Raw genomic sequence first — 16,774 nt, 5'->3', positions numbered from 1 at the left:
ATGCCGGAGGTTGCGATGGCGTGGTTCGTCGGGGTCACACGGCAGGTGCGGGTCGGCGGGCGTGCAGTGCGACGGTCAGTGTGTGCGGGCCGTGGCCACCGATGTAGACGCGGTTCCCGGTCGTCGCATCGGTGCCGCCCGCCACGGTGTAGTCCTGACCCGGGTCGTACCGCAGTACGTCGCTCCGGTCCGGCCCGGCGAGCGGTTCGCCTGCCTCGACGCGGGCCTCGACCAGGATCTCGTCGTCGCCGACCCGGTAGGTCATCGGCCCGGTCGTCAGGCACCAGCGTCCGTCGCCGATCGGTACGGCGCCCTCCGGCACGCCGCCCGGCCGGAAGGTCAGTTCGAGGGCCCAGGGCACCGGTGGGCCGCTGATGTCGATCCGTAGGTCGGCTCCGTCCTCCCGCAGGTCGACCTCGACTCGGGTCGTGTGGGAGACCTCGTCCTGAGGGCGGTCGGGGAAGGCCATCGCCGCGGAGAAACGGCCCTCGTCCACCAGGCGGTAGGCGCCGTCGTCGCGCCTCCGGTCCTTCGGGAGCGGCTGGTAGTAGGCGGTTGTGAGGGTTTGGGTGAGCCGGTACCGGTTGTCGGCGAGCTGTTCCATGTCGGCGGCACGGAACGGGCCCAGGTCAAAGAACACCCGCGAGAGGCGGACCGTGTCGAGGACGGCGGCACCGGCGAACATGCGCAGGAAGGTGGGGTTGCAGGCGAGGCCCGAGCGGATGCGCCGGTGCTCGGGCACGTCGGAGCCGCCGTACACCACGGTGTGCGCGGTGGCCGAGACGTGCTGCGCGAGGCGCGCGGTGCTGAGGTACCGCGCGCGCGGGAGCTTCTCCGCGTCCGGGGCCGGCAGGGCGCGGCACAGATCCGGGGTGAGGAGGGTCTGGGCGAGCAGGTCGGGGTCGTCGATGCCGTCGGCGGCCGCCAGGCGGGCCGCGCGGGCGAAGTCGCCCCGGCCGGTACGGATCGCGAGCAGCCGGTAGTGCGGCAGGTAGGGCCACAGCGAGAACGAAAGCTTCTGGTCCTGGCGGCGCGAGTGGACGGTCTCCACCATGCCGTCCGGCCTGATCAGGTCCAGGGTTGTGGCTAGGTTGCGTTCGACGGCGTCCAGCAGGTCGGTACGCCCGAGCACCTCGGCCAGCAACAGCAGCGACGGGTTGGTCACGATGGACGCGTAGACGGCGCTGCGTTCCGAGTACAGGCCGTCCGCGTCGATGTCGACGCCCTCGGCGACCGACTCCTCGACGCGGTCGAGGAGTCGGTCGTCGGGGAAGGACCGGTGCAGCCGGGCGAGGGCCGCGCTCAGCTCCCAGCGGTGGTTCGGGGTGTGCACGCCACCGGTCAGGAGACTGGCGGTGGCGGCGCCGGCGATCTCGGCGAGCCCGGCCGTCACCTCGGCCAGTTCCGGTCCCGCGGCGGCGGCGAGGACGTACGCGTCGCACACGTCGTTGACGGTGAACGCGGAGTCCGGCGGTGACTGGACGTTGTCGCCGCCCGCGAAGAGGCCGGAGGGCGTCTGCACGGCCCGCAGGGCGCGCAGGTGGGTCATCGCGGCGGCGACCGCCTGTGCGCTGCCGTGCAGTGCCGAGTCCGGGGAACGGTACGCCGCGATCAGGGTTTTCACCCGGCGGGCCAGCGCGCGGTGGGGCAGACCGGCGGGTTCCGCGTCCGGGTCGGCCGCCAACGGGGCGGCCGACCGGTCGGCGGCGCGCGCCGCCGCGCGGACGAACTCGTGGTCGAGCGGGGTGGGCAAGGTCAGTCCTTCAGTCCGGCGTTGATGTCGGCGTTCATGACGTAGCGCTGGAAGACCAGGAAGACGACGATCAGCGGAATCATGGAGATGACCGATCCGCCGAGCAGCACCGACCAGTTGATGTTCTGCGCCCCGACGAGGCTCTGGATGCCGATCTGCACGGTGAACTTCTCGGGGTCGTTGAGCATCAGAAGCGGCCAGATGTAGTCGTTCCAACGCCACTGGAACGACAGGATGGCGAGCGTCAGCATGATGGGCCGGGAGATCGGCACCATGATCCGCAGGAAGATCGACAGTTCACGGGCGCCGTCGATGCGTGCGGCCTCGATGAGCTCGTCGGGGACCGTCAGGAAGAACTGGCGGAACATGAAGCACCCGGTCGCGGTGAGCACGGCCGGGAGGATGATGCCGGCGAGCGAGTTGTAGAGGCCGAGGTCGCGGACCACCAGGAACTGCGGGGCGAGCATGACCTCGGACGGCAGCATCGTGGTGGCCAGAATGCCGACGAAAAAGACCTTGAGCCACTTGTTGTCGTACTTGGCCAGCGCATACCCGGTGCAGCAGCTGACTCCCACCGTGAGGATCGTCGCGATCACACACACGATGGTGGTGTTGATGAAGTACTGGGAGAAATTGGCACTCTCCCACGCCGTCTTGTAACCCGACACGGTGGGGTTCTGCGGAATCAGCGTCAGCGGAAGGGAGAACAGGTCTCCCGCCGGTTTGAAGGAGCTGAGGACGAACCACAGCACCGGCACCCCGTAGAGCGCCGCCAGGACCCACAGCAGTGTCGTCGCCGGCACCGCGCGCCGAAGCCCACCACTGGCCGCGCTGCTGGGCCGCTTCTTGCGGACAGCCCGTCCGGGCCCGGCGTCGACCTTGCGTGGCATGTCTGTGGTTGTCATCGGTTCTCCACCCGCCGGTTGACGACCAGCTGGATGATCGCGACGGCCATCAGGATGAGCATGAGCACGAACGACGCGGCGCTCGCGTAGCCGATCTGGCCCGTTTTGAAGCCGGTCTGGTAGATGTACTGGACAAGCAGGTTGTTCGACGTTCCGGGTCCGCCGTTGTTGAGGGAGGCGAACAGCGGGTATTCCTTCATCGCGTGGATCGTGTTGAGCAGGATGACGATGAACGAAGTGGGCGCGATGCTCGGCAGTGTGATGCTGATGAACTGGCGCCACGGACCGGCGCCGTCGAGCGAGGCCGCCTCGTAGTACGACACAGGTACGTTCTTGATCGCCGCGATGAACAGCAGCATCGAGAAGCCCGTCCAGGCCCAGGATGCCGCCACCACCACCACCATCAGCGACAGGTCCGCGTTCGACTGCCACGGAACGGCACTTCCGCCGAGCTTCTCGATGACGTAGTTGACCAGTCCGAAATTCTCACCGAACAGCCACCGCCACAGGACACCCACGACGATGGGCGACAGAAGCCACGGGATGAAGAAGAAGACGCGGGCGACCGACACACCCTTGGCGTGCTTGCTCACCAGCACATTGGCGATGAGCAGCGAGAACACGAAGTTCAGCGGAACGAAGAGCACGGTGTACAGCAGCGTCCGGGTCAGCGCGTCGAAGAAGGTGGAGTCCCCGAACAGGTTGCTGTAGTTGTCCAGTCCGACGAACTGGAACGCCCCCACGCCCGTGTAGTTCGTGAAGGAGTAGACGAGCCCGATCACCGCCGGCCAGACGAAGAACAGGGCGAAGAGCACGACATTGGCCGCGATGAGCACGAGCGGCGCAAGGGTGTACTTACTGCGTCTCCTGGGCGGGCTCAAGGACACGTCCGAGGCGCGTTTGGTCATCTTCCTGACTCCGTGCTGGTGGATTGGGTTCCGGTGGGCTCAGGCCATGAGCCCGGCATCACGTGGGCCCCGAGGCCGGGCGGCGGTGTCGCGAACCCGCCGCCCGGCCTGCCGGCCTACGCTCAGCCGCCGACCTGCTGGTTGTAGCCGTCCACGATGTTCTGCAGGGCCTTGTCGGCCGACTGCTGACCGTTGATCGCCTTGCCGAGCTCCGTCTTGGTCGGGTCCTCGGTGAGGCTCTTACCCTTCAGCACCCAGTTAGTCTGCGCACTGTTGAAGTAGCCGGAGATCGGGGCGTAGAGCGGGATCGACTCGTTGTACAGCTTGAACGCCGCCTGCGCCGCCTCGGACTTGAAGGGGTACTTCGGGTTCAGACCGCTCTCGACCGGCAGGAACCCGGACGCCTCACACAGCGCCTGGTAGTGGGCCGGCTCGTACAGCCAGGACAGGAACTTCGTCGCGGCGGTGGCCGCGTCGGCGTTGTTGTTGAAGCCCACCGTCATGCCGCCGCTGTTGACGTCGCTGGCCTGCACCGGCTGGGCGGGAGTCGGGACGCTCGCCCACTCGAACTTCTTGATGCTCTCCGCGAAGGCGGGAACCTGCCACACGCCGGACCAGTAGGCGACCACGTCACCGCTCTGGAACATGGCCGACGGGTCGGCGCCGCTGGTCCACACCGACTTCGGCATGGTCTTGTCGTCGTTCAGTCCGACGAAGTAGTTCACGGCCTTCTTGGTCGCGGCGTCCACCGAGAACTTGCCGGAGGAGTCCGCGTGGACGTACTCGCCGCCCATCTCGTACACCATGGCGCGGAGCCGGGAGGGCGACTGGTCGAACGTCAGGGAGTACTTGGCGTCGGTCTTCTCCCGGACCTCGTCCGCCGCCTTGACGAAGTCGGTCCAGGTCCACGTCTTCTGGGGCGAGGTCGGGTAGGAGACGCCGGCCTTCTCGAAGAGCGACTTGTTGATGAACAGGCCGGACGCGGTGACGTCCGAGGGGATGGACAGCACCTTCCCGGACGAGTCCTTGGCGAGGAAGTTGGCGTTGATCTTGTTGGTCTTGTTGTTGGCGATGGAGCTGAGGTCGATCAGCTTGCTCGACCAGATCGGGTCCAGCGCCGGCACGGTCGCCACGTCGGGCAGGGAGTTCGCCTGCGCGGCGTTGTGCAGCTTCGTCGTGTAGCCGTCGTAGGGGATGTTGACGAGCTTGATGTCGACGCCGGTTTCCTTCTTGTACTGCGCCACCATCTTCTTCCAGCCCGCGTCCTGCCCCGGAACCGTGGAGATCCAGAACGTCAGCGACTTGGAGGTCCCGCCCGAGTCGGAGCCCGACCCGCAGGCGGAGAGCAGAAGGGCACCTGCCGTGGCCACGGCAGCGAGGGGGACCAGGCGGCGCATGCCGCCGCGGCCGAGTCGGCGGGAGCGCCGCACACCCACAGTGGTCATCTTCGATCCCTTTTCGTGGTAGGGGACGGAGCACGGCGCCGACCGAGGCGGCACGGGTGCATTTTGCAGGAGAAATTTGCTTTCCGAGGGCGCGGCCTCGCCCGGCCGCGTCATCCTGACGAGCGAGGGTCCCCGGCCGCTGTGGCCGTCGCCGCACAAGCACGCCCTGGTGCGGTTGCCGTACGTCGAGTACGGGCGGGACGCTCGCCCAAGTCGACGTCCCGGCCGACTTAGAAAGCGCTTGTCCGGACATTGGCAGACCGAGTCCGAAACCGTCAATGCTTCATCCGCGCCGCCTCGGTCACGGTTTGGACTCCTCGGGCGACCGCGAGCCGGGCCGCGCCCACGACCGTGCCGAGATCGCCGACCTGGCTGCTGACCACCTCGGTGGGCCAGCTGAGCCGCTCCAGCTCGGCCCGCACACCTGGCAGGAGCTGCGGAAACGCGCCGGTGCTGCCGCCCAGCACGAGCAGCCCCGGGTCCAGTACGGCGGTCACCGCGGCCGCCAGCCGGCCCACGTCCACGGCGTGCCGGTCGACGACCGCGCGGGCGGCGGCGCTGCCCTGCCCGGCCAGGGCGAAGAGCTGCTCGGCGGTGCAGGGGCAGCGGCCGTCGGTGCCCGGCCAGGCCTCGGCGGCCCGGCGCAGCAGGGAGCGGGCCCCGATGTACTCCTCCAGGGCCTCGTGGCGGGGCTCCAGATCGTCGTCCCAGGGGTAGGGCAGCCGGGCGAGCTCTCCGGCCGCGCCGTTGGCCCCGGCCAGCACCTGTCCGCCTACGACGATGCCGAGACCGATACCGACGCCGATCCGCAGATAGCCGAAGGTGTGACGGCCGCGGGCCGCCCCCTCGTGCAGTTCCGCGAGCGCGGCGCAGTTGACGTTGTTCTCCAGATGGACCGGCACTCCGGGCGGCAGCGCCACGGCCACCGCGTCGAAGACGGGGCCGGCCTTGGCCGTGGCGGGACGCATCCGCTGCGGCGGGGTCACGTCACCGACGGCCACGACGATCGTGCGCAGCGGGGCATCCGCGGGCAGCGCGCAGAGCGCGTCCCGCACGACGTCGGCGGCGTCCTCCCGGGGGCCGGTCGCCTCGGCGAGCAGGCTGCCGTCCAGGGCGCAGCCGCGCACCCGAGTGAGGGCGGGGCCGAGGTCGACGGCGAGCACGGCGCCCGCGGCCGGGCCGAGACGGTATACGGCGGCGCTGCGGCCCGTACCGCCGGAGGAGGTGCCGGAGTGGGCCGCGAGGTGGACGCCCTCCAGTTCGGCGACGGCGGAGGAGACCGTCGGCTTGGACAGCCGCGCGAGGCTCGCGAGCTGCGGCCGAGTCGCGGTGCCCGCCTGGGCCAGCACGGCGAATACAGCGCTCGCGCTCTCGGTCAGACGGGGGGCTCTTGCCACGTCGTGTTCCACACTTCCCCCAGGTCACAGGCCACTCTCCCGGGCCGATCGGCTCGGCGGGAGGCGGCGATGGGTTGCCCTGACGTCGCGCGATCCCGACCCGGACGTCAGGCCGGGGAAGCCGAGTTCGCGACGCCTATTGACACGCACTGTACTTCGTTAGTTAACTTCCTAACGAACGTCACGGTACTCGCCTGCCGTGTTCCGCCAGAGGCCCGTCCCGGGGCTTCCCTAGTTCACCAACTGCCTTGATTTCAGGCACGGTTCGCCCGCCGTCGCAGCATCGCGCAACGACGAAAGAGGACCTGTTGCAAGGCTCCGCACCCCTCGTGGTCGGCATCGACGTGGGCGGCACCAAGACGCATCTGCGTGCGCTCAGGGGCGACACCCCGGTGGCCGATCACGTCCGTACGAGCAGCGGCTGGCGGCCCCACGACCCCGTGGCCGCCGCCGGCTGGCTGGCCACACTGGCCGCCGAGGCGCTACCGACGGGCGCCCGCCCCGCGGCCCTCGCCGTCGGCGGGCACGCCTGCGAGACCCCCCGCCAGTGCGAGCAGATCCGCACCGCGCTCCAACTCCACTTCGACGCGCCCGCGTTGGTGGTCGGCGATGCCGAACTGCTCGTCCCCGCCGCCGGGTTGGACAAGGGGGTCGGTCTGGTCGCCGGCACCGGTTCGGTCGCGGTGGGCCGGCTGGCCGACGGCAGCCCGGTCCAGGTCGGCGGCTGGGGTGCGGTGCTCGGCGACGAGGGCGGCGCGGCCGGTCTGGTCCGTGAGGCCGTGCGGGCCGTGTGGGCGGCGCACGACCACGGCGAGGAGCCCGACGCGCTTGCGCACGGGCTCCTCGACGCGTTCGGGGTCGCCGAAGTACCCGCACTCGGCGCGGCGCTGGAGAGCGCCAAGGACGTCTCCGCGGAGTGGGGCCGGCACGCGCCGGTCGTCTTCGCGGCCGCCGAGGCCGGTTCGCCGCTCGCCCGTGCGGTGATCGACGAGGGCGCCCGCTCGCTGGCCGCGCTGGTCGGGCAACTCGCCGCCCGCGGGGTCTGCGTGGACGACGTCGTGGTCGCCGGCAGCACCGTTCTCGCCCAGTCCGTCCTGTACGACGCGTTCGCCGCCGCTCTCGCCGACAGCGTGCCGGGGGCCCGGCCGCGGCCCCTTCGGGTGGCACCGGTCGAGGGCGCCGTGTCGCTCGCCCGTTCACTTGTTTGACACCTGTCGGACGCCGGGTCAACCCGAGTCCGACACAGCTCGCCCGTAGATCTTCGCTCGTAAGACTCGATCCTTTGCACCTCAGACTCGACCTTTTGCACCTCGTGCGTTTCATGTGCACAAGACGGTCGAGTCGATCACTTCGATCTCCTCCCGGCCGTACGGCCGAAGAACTCGAGAGAGGCACGCATGCCGTCATCCGCCGGGCGCCACGCCACCGCATCCATGAACAGAAGGCGCTTTCTGAGGACCTCCGTCGCCGGTGGGGCGGCCCTGGTGGCCGTCCCCGCCGTCGCCGGCTGGCTCCCCGCAGCGGACGCCAAGGCCGCCACGAACGCCGCCGCGTTCGTCGACGACTACAAGACGAACATCGTCGCGAACCAGACCCCCGAGACCAACGCGGTGGTCCGGATCCTCGGCGGCTTCGCTCAGGTCTGGAAGACGGGCGGCGCCTGGAACACCGGCGCACCGCTGATGCCCGAGGTGCTGCGCGCCAACATGCGCTACTGCGCCCGGACCACCGCCACGCGCTCGGACGCTCAGGCGAAGGAAGCGTTCATCTACGACCGTCAGCACCAGAGCTACTCGGTGATCGCCGGACTCGGTCCGCTCGCCGAGCTGTACAAGTCCGGTGCCAAGGCGGTCACTTCGATCACCTCCGCGCCGGACGGCACCCCTGCCGGGAAGGTCAACGACGCCGTGCCCGCCGACGCCCCGGCCGGTTCCGCGATCGGCGCCGGCTCGTACGACTCGGAGCTCGGCAAGGTGGCCAAGCTGGTCGACACCGTGCGCGGTCCCTTCGCCTCCAGCAACCCGGCCAAGTTCGCCTTCCAGTACCCGCGTCCGTGGCGGATGAACGAGGACAGCGAGGTCGTCGACACCGGGAAGAAGGACGCGTTCGGCTTCCCCGTCTACGAGTCGGAGGTGATCGTCGCCCCGCAGCTGCTGCGCCAGCGCGGCGAGACCCCGGCCGAGGACGGCGGCTTCCCGAGCGGGCACACCAACGCCATCCACCTGGCGGCCCTGGCGTTCGCCTACGCCGTGCCCGAGCGGTTCCAGGAGATGGTGACCCGAGCCTTCGAACTCAGCCACACCCGCATCGTGTCGGGCATGCACTCCACGGTCGACGTCCTCGGCGGCCGCGTCATGGCCACCGCCCTGGCCGCCGCCGCCCTCGCCGACCCGGCCAACGCCGAACTCAAGGCCGCGGCCCGGGCGCAGGCGCTGGCGTACTTCGAGGAGCGGACCGGCACGACGGCCGACACCCTGTACGCGTACGCCCACTCGGCCGGCACCGACACCGACCCGTACGCCGACCGGGACGCCAACGCCTGCACGGTCAAGCCCAAGCTGACCTACGTGCTGACCCGGGAGGGCCGAGGCGAGCCCCTGACCGTGCCGAAGGGCGCCGAGGTGCTGCTGGAGACGCGCCAGCCGTACCTGACCGCGGCCCAGCGCCGCGAGGTGCTGCGCACGACCGCGCTGCCCGCTGGGTACGTCCTGCTGGACGGCTTCGAACAGTGGGGTCGGATCAACCTGTTCGCCGCGGCGGACGGTTACGGCGCCTTCGACTCCGACGTGACCGTCACACTCGACGAGGCGGCCGGGGGCTTCGGCGCGGCGGACAGCTGGCGCAACCACATCGCGGGCGACGGCGGCCTGACCAAGCGCGGCACCGGCACGCTCACCCTGACCGGCCACAACCGGTACCACGGCGGCACCGTGGTCGAGGACGGCGTCCTCGTCGCCGCCTCTCCCCACGCCCTCGGGCAGGGCGACGTGCGGGTGGTGGGCGGCACGCTCCGCGTGGACAAGGTTCTGCGCGTGCGCGGTACGTACGTCCAGCAGGGCGACACGACCCTGGAGCTGCTGGTCCGCAAGAATCACGGCCCCGCCCTCGAAGTGTCCCGCCGGGTCCAGCTGGGCCGGGGCAGCGTGCTGGCGCTGCGCCTCGACGCCGAACGCCCGCCGGTCGCCGGGACCACCGTTCCCGTCATCGAGGCGTCGCAGCTGCGCGGCCGGTTCGACCGTGTGGAGCTGAACTCCGACACGCTGCAGGCCGTACCCGTATACACGACGGATGGTCTGTCGGTACGACTCCTGAAGCGGTAACGCCGTCCCCGGCGGGAGCTGGTGCAGAGTAGGCCCATGGGCCGGCTCCGGATCAACTCCCGCCGCCGCGGGGTCGACGGCGCCGCGGAGCGGATGATGGCGCTCGAACAGCACTTGGACCCGGCCCCGGACGCGCTCTCCCGCCCGTCCGGCACTCCCGGCATGCCCAACGCGCAGCCCTCGCGGGCCGCGCGGGTGTTCCGCAGGCGGTGGCTCGTGCCGCTCCTCGTCGTCGTGCTGCTCGGTCAGATGGCCGTCGCGATGGTGACGACCGCTGTGCAGCAGACGCCGACGATCGACGAGCCCGTGTACGTGGGTACGGCGGCCGACTATCTCCATGAGCACCGCCTGCTCTACAACCCCGAGCATCCGCCGCTGGGGAAACTGGTCATCGCCGTCGGAGTGGGGTTGGCGGAGCCGCATGTCGACGGGTCCTTCACCGGTGATCAGGGCCGGCTGGGGCGGCATCTGCTGTACGAGTCCGGGAACGATCCGTGGCACCTGATGCTGTTCGCCCGACTACCAGTGATCGTTTTGACTCTGCTGTTCGGATTGATCGTCTTCGCTTTCGCCCGTGAACTCGTGGGCGTGGCGGGCGGTTTGATCGCACTCGGTCTGTACGCCTTCTCCCCCGATGTCATCGCGCACGGCTCGCTGGCCACGCTGGACGTGCCGGCGGCCGGGTTCGTGCTGACGTCGGCGTGGTTGCTGTGGCGGGCCCGTCGAGGGCCTCGTCTGTTCGTCCCTCTGGCCGGCGTGGCCCTGGGTGCGGCCCTGGCCACGAAGATGAGCACGCTGGCAGCGGTTCCGGTGCTGCTGGGGCTCGCCGCGCTGTCGGCCTGGTCCGCGCGGTCGGCCTCGGAGCCGACGGCTTCGGAACCCACGGCCTCGGAACCGATCCGCAGGAGGCTTGCGCGGGCCCTCGCGGGCGCGGGTGTCGTGGCGCTGGTCGCGGTCGCCGTCGTATGGGCCTCGTATCTGGTGGTCGACCCACGGCTGCGCTGGTCGCCGCAGCAGCCTGTACCCGACGTGCACGGACTGCGAGGGCTTCTCGTCGATCTGCTGCCGTTCCCGGAGGCGTACCGGGACGGGATGCGCGTCCAGTTCGGCTTCGAGAACTACCCGTGGGAGGGCTTCCTGTTCGGGCGGCTCTACACCGGGTCGCTCTGGTACTACCTCCCTGCCGCGCTGCTGGTGAAGACGCCGCTCGGCATGCTCGCGCTGTGGACCGCGGGTGCCGTCGCGGTCGTGGCGGTACGGCGGCTGCGGCCCGCGGCGCCGTATCTGCTCGTCTCCACGGCTGTGCTCCTGGCCGCCGCGATGACCGGATCACGGGACTTCGGCACCCGGTACGCCGTGTTCGTGCCGATGTTCCTGGCGGTGGCGGCGGGCTGTGTGCTCGCGGTGCGGTGGCGGTGGACGCCGGTCGCGGTGGGGGCGCTGGCGTTGTTCGTCGTGGTCAGCTCGGTGCGGACGTACCCCTACTATCTGCCGTACTCCAATGAGGCGTTCGGCGGTCCGGACAAGACCCATCTGCGGTTGCACGACTCCAACGTGGACTGGGGTCAGGACCTCGGAAGGCTCGCGGACCGGCTGCACGAGCGGTACCGGGGCGAGCGGATCTGGCTCGTGTACAAGGGGAGCGGGGTGCCGTCCTTCTATGGCATCCGCGCCGCCGATCCGCGCAAGGTGCCCGTCCGTGCAGTGCGCGGGCTGCTGGTCGTGTCGGACTCCTCCGTGGCCAAGGCGACCGGCCGACTGGCCGAATTGATCGATAGCAGTCGCCCGATCGAAACGGTCGGCCATTCGATCACGATCTATCGCCGGTGAACGTGGACTTTCGGAGCGGCCCTGGTCGCCACGGTGTGTGAGCTATGTTGAAGCACTGTGGAAGACAAAGGATCCGCCTCCCTGCCATCGCCGCAGCAGGCACGCGCACAGGCATCCGCGATCACCTCGGGAAAGACCGCTCCGGAAGCGGAGGCATCCCCGACTTCCCAGCTCAGGACACTCTTCGACCAGCCCCGGCTCTCCCCCGGCCAGCGGCGCATCGCCCAGTATCTGATCGAGCACATCACCGAGGCCGCGTTCCTTTCGATCACCGATCTGGCGGAACGGGTCGGCGTGAGCCAGCCCTCGGTAACGCGTTTCGCCGCGGCGATCGGCTTCAGCGGTTACCCCGCGCTACGGGAGAAGCTCCAGTCGATCGCCCTGGGCACGCTCGCCAAGGGCCCCGAGGCCGCCGAGGAGAACGGCGCCAACGAACTGCAGTCCGCGGTGGACGCCGAGATCGAGAACCTGGAGAATCTGCGGCGCGACTTCGCCGACCCCGACCAGGTGATCGACATCGGCCGCAAACTGTCGCAGTCGACCCCGCTGACCATCCTCGGGCTGCGCATCTCGGCATCCCTCGCCGAGTACTTCGCCTATGCGGCCCGCCGCATCCACCCGGACGTGCGGCTGGTGACCCGGGGCGGCAGCGTCGCCTACGACTCACTGCTCCAGTCGCGCGAGGCCGGCGGCACCTGGGTGCTGGCGTTCTCCATGCCCCGGCATGCCCAGGAGACGCTCACCGCCGTACGGGTCGCGCGCAGCGCCGGGCTGCGGGTCGCTCTGGTCACCGACCTGGCGCTCGGGCCGGTGGCCGACACGGCCGACGTCGTCTTCGCCACCGGCACCGGCTCCCGGCTGGTCTTCGACTCCTACGCCGCACCCGGCGTGATGGCCTCAGCCCTGCTGCAGGCCATGACCGACGCCGACCCGGAGAGAACGCAGGCGCGGCTCGAGGACTACGAGCAGATCTCCGACCAGCACCAGTTCTTCCTCCGGGACTGACCCACCCTTCGCCCCGCCTCCACCCGCGGGCGTGCGCCCCTCACTCCAGACAAACCATGCCGCAGGGGAACCATTCACCTCAAATCGCGCATGAATGTTTTCATGCTTCTTGCAAAGCGGACGGCATATATAAATACTTCACACGCACCATCCGCCCGCAGAAGGCAGCCGGTCCGCTCATGCGCACGTCACCCCATCCGCCGTGCGAACGCCGTCTGCCTCTCCGGGCTCCTCAACGAACAGCCGTAGCCGCCGTCTCCTACCCGCGTCGGTGCTCGGGCTGTTCGGTCGGGCATCGCCTGCGCGAGCGCCCGTGGCGGCGGCCCCGGTCATCCCCTAGGCCGGGGCCGCCCCGACCCCGTCGGACACCCCGAACGACGCCGCACACCCGGAAGCGATGACCATGCCTCTGACGACCACGCGCATCACCCCGGACTGGCCGTGCCAGGTCAAGACCCCCGGTTCCTACGACTGGGAGCGCTCGGCAGCCAAGTGGCTGCGCGAGCTGGTGCCGGCCCGCTACGCCAGCTATCCGGCCCTGATCCGCCACCCCGTCCTGCTCGCCCGCCATGCGCAGATCCAGGTCCAGAACGAGATCCGGGTCGCCCGCACCGCGCTGCAGACCGCCCGGGCGGACCTGCCCGCGCTCGGCATGCCCGAGTCGGTCATCGAGCACACCATCAAGCTGTACGCAGCCGAGGTCATGCAGCTTCAGCACATCGCCCGCAGCGTGCGCGCGGTGTCCCAGGCGCTGATCGACCACGGGCGCTGACGGAGCTCTCTCGAGGTCGCGCCGGGCGTCAGGACGCGTCGTTCGTCGCCACGCAGGTGACCTTCGCCGTCGGGGAACCGGTCGAGGCCGAAGCATCGGCGATGAACCCGAACTTGACGCTCGCACCGGGCTCCAGCCTCCCGTTCCATGACGCGTTGGCGACCGTGGCCGCGCCGTCCCGGGCCGTGGTGAGGGTGCCGTCCCAGACCTGGGTCAGGCGGGCGCCGTCGTCCGGTACGACCGTCGCGGTCCAGCCGGAGACGGAGGATGCGGGCGCGTTGGTCACCGTCACCTCGCCCTGGTAGCCGCCCTGCCAGCTGTTGACGGTCCGGAAGGACGCGGTGCAGGCGGCAGGCTCACCGGGGTCATCGGCGCCGGATGCGCCCGGGGCGGACTCGGTGGGGGCGGCTGAGGTGGACGCGGTCGCGGACGGAGCCGAACCGCGGGCCGCCGCGCCGTCGCCACGGCCGGAGAGCAGCAGCGCCCCACCGAAACCGATGACCGCCGCCGCCGTCACGGCGACCGCGACGGCGGCGCGCCGAAATCCGGGGCCGGATACGTCCGGACCGGGACGGGCGCCACTGCCGCGCGGCACGATCCTCGTGGCCTCGGCGACGGGTGGCAGTTCCTGTGTCGCGTCCTCGGCGCCGGGCAGGGCGACGGGAACGGCCACGCTGTCGTAGCCGTTGCGGTCCTGCTCCCACTCCTTGAACAGCTCCGCCAGGGCGTCGGTGCGGCGTGGCCGCAGGACGCGGATCGGTTCCAGGGCCGGCCCTTCGTCGGGCTGCTCGGCGTCGGGCCGTGTGGGCACGCCGCTCTCCTTCCGTCCCGTCTTCACGGGCTTCGCCATTCCCCGAGGAGTGATACGGGGTTGCCGTCCCGCCGGTTCAGTGGATGGGCCGGGCGCCGCCCACCGGAAACGATCGATACGTTCAATTCGGTATCCACTACTGAGCGTTTGAACGTTGCCCTGCCAGAAAGCGCCGTCATGACGACTCGTTGGTCACGTCGCGGCTTTCTCGCCGCAAGCACCGGCACCGCTGTCACGCTCGGCCTGTCCGTTCAGGCGAGCGCCGCGCCGCCGTCCACCGCATCGGCCGCGGACGCGGAGGCGGAAGAGTTCGCGACCCTGCGGCAGAAGTGGCCCACGCTCGTCCTGGGCGAGGGGTTCAGCCCCACGTCCGAACCGTTCAAGAGCCGACTCGCCGAACTGGGCAGTACCGCGAGCCGGTTGGAGTCCTCGATGGCGCCGGCGGCCGGTTCCCTGTGGCCGGACCTGGTGTACGCCGACCCGGAGCCCGACACCGATCAGGAGTCCTACGGCTACTCCGGCAACATGAACGCAAGCTACAACCGGCTCAGCACGCTCGCCCAGGCGCACTCCCAGCTGGCAGATCGGCGCCCCTCAGGCCCTGCTGGACGTCTGTGTGCTGATGTACGCCCACCTGTCGGCGGAGCGAATCGCCGACCACCTCGCCGCGGTGGACCATTTCGTGCCCGACTCGGCGGTCGCCGGCTACACCGGCACCAGCACCAGCACCAGCACCAGCACCAGCACCAGCACCGGGGCCAACCGCGTCGACCTGTGCCGGGTGCTGGCGCTGCGCGGGATCGTCGGTGCGAACTCCGCCAAGGTCGCGCTGGCGCGGGATGCCCTCTCCCCCGTCTTCCCGTACGTCACCGGTAGGGACGGGCTCTACACGGACGGGTCGTTCATCCAGCACACCACCGTGCCGTACACGGGCTCGTACGGTTCGGTCCTCCTCAGCGGGCTCGGGATGCTGTTCGCGCTGCTGGCCGGGGCGAGCTGGGAGGTCACCGACGCCAACCGGCAGATCGTGTTCGACGCGGTGGAGAAGGCATGGGCGCCGTTCCTCTACAACGGTCTGGTGATGGACGGCGTGTCGGGCCGGGCGATCAGCCGGGGGCTGTCCGCGTCCGACACGAAGCAGATCCAACAGGACGATCACTTGCGTGGTCACCCGATCCTCGCGTCGATCGTTCTGCTCGGTCAGGGCGCGAGTGCGGTGGAGAACAGTCGCTGGCGCGGTCTGGTCAAAGGGTGGCTGCAGTGTGACTACTACAGACCGCCGATGAGCAATCCGTCGATCGGGCTCACGGGCCTGGCCCGCCTCAAGGCAGTCCTGGACGGCACATCGATCACGGCCGTTGCCGCCCAGTGCAGTGATGCGGCCGCCTGCGTCACGGGGACGGCGGGACCGATGGCGCCGGACCAGCCGCCCATTCCACGGCGCAGCCGCTCGACGCGGCCGGGTGCGTTGGGGTCCGCGAGCACCAGCCGGGGGTGCTCGCCATCCATGTCCAGCAGGACCTCGTTGCCCAGGGCGGGCGTGACGAGTTGTTGGGCGGGACGGAGCAGGACGGCCACGGCGACCTCGTCGGGCAGCGGCCAGTCGACGGCTGCGGCGCGTTCGGCGAGGGCGTCGGACGGGTCGGTGCGGTGCTCGGTGAGGAGGAGGTCGACCAGCAGGCGCTGGCGGCGGATGCGCTCCCCCGCCCAGCCGGCGGCGACCTCGGCGTAACGTGCACGGAATGGGACACGAGCTCGTCGAGGTGCTCGAACGCTGACTCGGCGAGTTCGTACATCGCCGGTGGCGGAATCTCAACCTTCTGCCCGATCTCGGCGAGGCTGCGCCAGGCGAGCCGTACGTTCAGCCTCGCTGCACGACAGCATCGAGCCGATCGCGCGCACTGCCGAGGCCGACACCCTGCTCGCTCTGTGCGTACCGGCGCTCGGCCTCGGCCTGTCGCTGTACGGCACGGCCGAGCGCCGGGCGTGGCGGCGCCATCGGCCGCCGACGGCGGGTGTGGTGTACGCCGTGGCGATCGGGCTGCTGTACGGGGTGAGCTCGCTCGCGATCAAGGGCGTGTCCGGCCGGCTGACCACCGCGGCTCCCGGCGACGCCGTACCGGCTCTGCTCGCCTCCCCCTACCCCCACCTGCTGCTCCTCACCGGAGCCTTCGGCCTCGTGCTCTCGCAGACCGCCCTGCAGCGTTGCCGGGCCTCGCTGATCGTGCCCGTGTGCACCACCGTCACCTGCGTGTTCAGCGTGGCCGGCGGCACGGTCGCGTTCGGCGAACCGCTCCCGCAGGACCCGCTGCGCCTGGTCCTGCGCCTGGGCGGCACCGCGCTCGCCCTGGCCGTCATGCTCACCCTGCCGCGGCACGACGCGCACCGCACCACCCACGAAGGGAACCGCTCATGAAGCCCGACGACCCGCTGCTGAGGATCCTGGTCTGTCCCCTCGACAAGGGCCCGCTGATCCTGGACGAACCGGGTTCCGCGCTCTACAACCCCCGCCTGCGTCGCCGCTATCCCGTGATCGACGGAATTCCGCAGCTCCTTCCCGGTTCCGGCGAACCGGCTTCGGATGAAGAGTTGGCAGCACTCAGTACCCTGCCAGCAGCGCACTGAGTG

12 protein-coding genes and 3 pseudogenes are annotated in these 16,774 nt (G+C 70.1%); 8 read left to right on the top strand and 7 right to left on the bottom strand.

What is annotated here, in order from left to right:
* Positions 1 to 34 precede the first annotated feature (34 nt).
* The 5 genes from ADL12_RS46170 to ADL12_RS46150 all read right to left on the bottom strand — a co-directional run bounded on the left by ADL12_RS46170 (position 35) and on the right by ADL12_RS46150 (position 6,408).
* A complete protein-coding gene (locus tag ADL12_RS46170; RefSeq protein WP_062714823.1) occupies positions 35 to 1,753 on the bottom strand; it encodes a hypothetical protein in 1,719 nt (572 codons plus the stop codon).
* Between the two features lie 2 nt (positions 1,754 to 1,755).
* On the bottom strand, positions 1,756 to 2,658 hold the full coding sequence (locus ADL12_RS46165) for a carbohydrate ABC transporter permease (protein ID WP_062714821.1): 903 nt from the start codon (positions 2,656 to 2,658) through the stop codon (positions 1,756 to 1,758).
* Positions 2,655 to 3,566, bottom strand: a complete 912-nt coding sequence (locus ADL12_RS46160; RefSeq protein WP_062714819.1) for a carbohydrate ABC transporter permease — start codon at positions 3,564 to 3,566, stop codon at positions 2,655 to 2,657. Before ADL12_RS46160 ends, ADL12_RS46165 begins: the two co-directional genes overlap by 4 nt.
* A 122-nt stretch (positions 3,567 to 3,688) precedes the next feature.
* Complete coding sequence (locus tag ADL12_RS46155; protein ID WP_062714817.1) at positions 3,689 to 5,011, bottom strand: extracellular solute-binding protein; 1,323 nt, start codon at positions 5,009 to 5,011, stop codon at positions 3,689 to 3,691.
* 275 nt (positions 5,012 to 5,286) lie between these two features.
* A complete protein-coding gene (locus tag ADL12_RS46150) occupies positions 5,287 to 6,408 on the bottom strand; it encodes an ROK family protein (protein ID WP_244188290.1) in 1,122 nt (373 codons plus the stop codon).
* A gap of 308 nt (positions 6,409 to 6,716) precedes the next feature.
* Between ADL12_RS46150 and ADL12_RS46145 the strand changes: the two genes are divergently transcribed.
* The 5 genes from ADL12_RS46145 (at position 6,717) to ADL12_RS46125 (ending at position 13,335) form a co-directional block, all read left to right on the top strand.
* Positions 6,717 to 7,616 carry an N-acetylglucosamine kinase gene (locus tag ADL12_RS46145; RefSeq protein WP_062714813.1) on the top strand — a complete coding sequence of 300 codons (900 nt, stop codon included), beginning with the start codon at positions 6,717 to 6,719 and terminating at the stop codon, positions 7,614 to 7,616.
* Positions 7,617 to 7,805: 189 nt separating this feature from the next.
* Entirely contained in the window at positions 7,806 to 9,728 is a 1,923-nt protein-coding gene (locus ADL12_RS46140) for a phosphatase PAP2 family protein (RefSeq protein ID WP_062714811.1), read from the top strand.
* A 93-nt stretch (positions 9,729 to 9,821) separates the two neighbouring features.
* Complete coding sequence (locus ADL12_RS46135) at positions 9,822 to 11,558, top strand: phospholipid carrier-dependent glycosyltransferase (protein WP_079052653.1); 1,737 nt, start codon at positions 9,822 to 9,824, stop codon at positions 11,556 to 11,558.
* 81 nt (positions 11,559 to 11,639) lie between these two features.
* Positions 11,640 to 12,563 (top strand): MurR/RpiR family transcriptional regulator, encoded by a 924-nt coding sequence (locus ADL12_RS46130; protein ID WP_062714957.1) that lies wholly within the window; start codon positions 11,640 to 11,642, stop codon positions 12,561 to 12,563.
* Positions 12,564 to 12,960: 397 nt separating this feature from the next.
* Positions 12,961 to 13,335: a hypothetical protein gene (locus ADL12_RS46125; RefSeq protein WP_062714808.1), complete on the top strand. Its 375-nt coding sequence runs from the start codon at positions 12,961 to 12,963 to the stop codon at positions 13,333 to 13,335.
* 28 nt (positions 13,336 to 13,363) lie between these two features.
* On the opposite strand, the gene ADL12_RS58230 is transcribed toward ADL12_RS46125, so the two are convergent.
* A complete protein-coding gene (locus tag ADL12_RS58230; RefSeq protein ID WP_341846411.1) occupies positions 13,364 to 14,146 on the bottom strand; it encodes a cellulose binding domain-containing protein in 783 nt (260 codons plus the stop codon).
* Positions 14,147 to 14,323: 177 nt separating this feature from the next.
* Between ADL12_RS58230 and ADL12_RS52120 the strand changes: the two are divergent.
* Positions 14,324 to 15,506, top strand: a pseudogene (locus ADL12_RS52120) (lyase); the annotation flags it as partial.
* On the opposite strand, the pseudogene ADL12_RS57530 reads toward ADL12_RS52120, so the two are convergent.
* Positions 15,497 to 16,014: pseudogene (locus tag ADL12_RS57530) on the bottom strand (PucR-like N-terminal domain-containing protein); the annotation flags it as partial. The pseudogenes ADL12_RS52120 and ADL12_RS57530 sit on opposite strands and share 10 nt — an antisense overlap.
* Before the next feature lie 17 nt (positions 16,015 to 16,031).
* Here ADL12_RS57530 and ADL12_RS46105 point away from each other — a divergent pair.
* Both ADL12_RS46105 and ADL12_RS58800 read left to right on the top strand, forming a co-directional pair.
* A pseudogene (locus ADL12_RS46105) lies at positions 16,032 to 16,526 on the top strand (hypothetical protein); the annotation flags it as partial.
* Positions 16,527 to 16,558: 32 nt separating this feature from the next.
* Positions 16,559 to 16,771 (top strand): Trm112 family protein, encoded by a 213-nt coding sequence (locus ADL12_RS58800; RefSeq protein WP_062714803.1) that lies wholly within the window; start codon positions 16,559 to 16,561, stop codon positions 16,769 to 16,771.
* The last annotated feature ends 3 nt before the right edge of the window (positions 16,772 to 16,774 follow it).

This window comes from Streptomyces regalis, assembly GCF_001509475.1.
GTDB classification, from domain to species: Bacteria; Actinomycetota; Actinomycetes; order Streptomycetales; family Streptomycetaceae; genus Streptomyces; species Streptomyces regalis.
Note: the sequence above shows the minus strand (reverse complement) of the source record. Positions and strands in the feature narration are given on the sequence as shown.

Bases quoted from the DNA above. Each gene is read 5' to 3' on its own strand.
- ADL12_RS46165 (WP_062714821.1), bottom strand. From the start codon at position 2,658: ATGACAACCACAGACATGCCACGCAAGGTCGACGCCGGGCCCGGACGG.
- ADL12_RS46160 (WP_062714819.1), bottom strand. From the start codon at position 3,566: ATGACCAAACGCGCCTCGGACGTGTCCTTGAGCCCGCCCAGGAGACGC.
- ADL12_RS46155 (WP_062714817.1), bottom strand. From the start codon at position 5,011: ATGACCACTGTGGGTGTGCGGCGCTCCCGCCGACTCGGCCGCGGCGGC.
- ADL12_RS46140 (WP_062714811.1), top strand. From the start codon at position 7,806: ATGCCGTCATCCGCCGGGCGCCACGCCACCGCATCCATGAACAGAAGG.
- ADL12_RS46135 (WP_079052653.1), top strand. From the start codon at position 9,822: ATGATGGCGCTCGAACAGCACTTGGACCCGGCCCCGGACGCGCTCTCC.
- ADL12_RS46125 (WP_062714808.1), top strand. From the start codon at position 12,961: ATGACCATGCCTCTGACGACCACGCGCATCACCCCGGACTGGCCGTGC.
- ADL12_RS58800 (WP_062714803.1), top strand. From the start codon at position 16,559: ATGAAGCCCGACGACCCGCTGCTGAGGATCCTGGTCTGTCCCCTCGAC.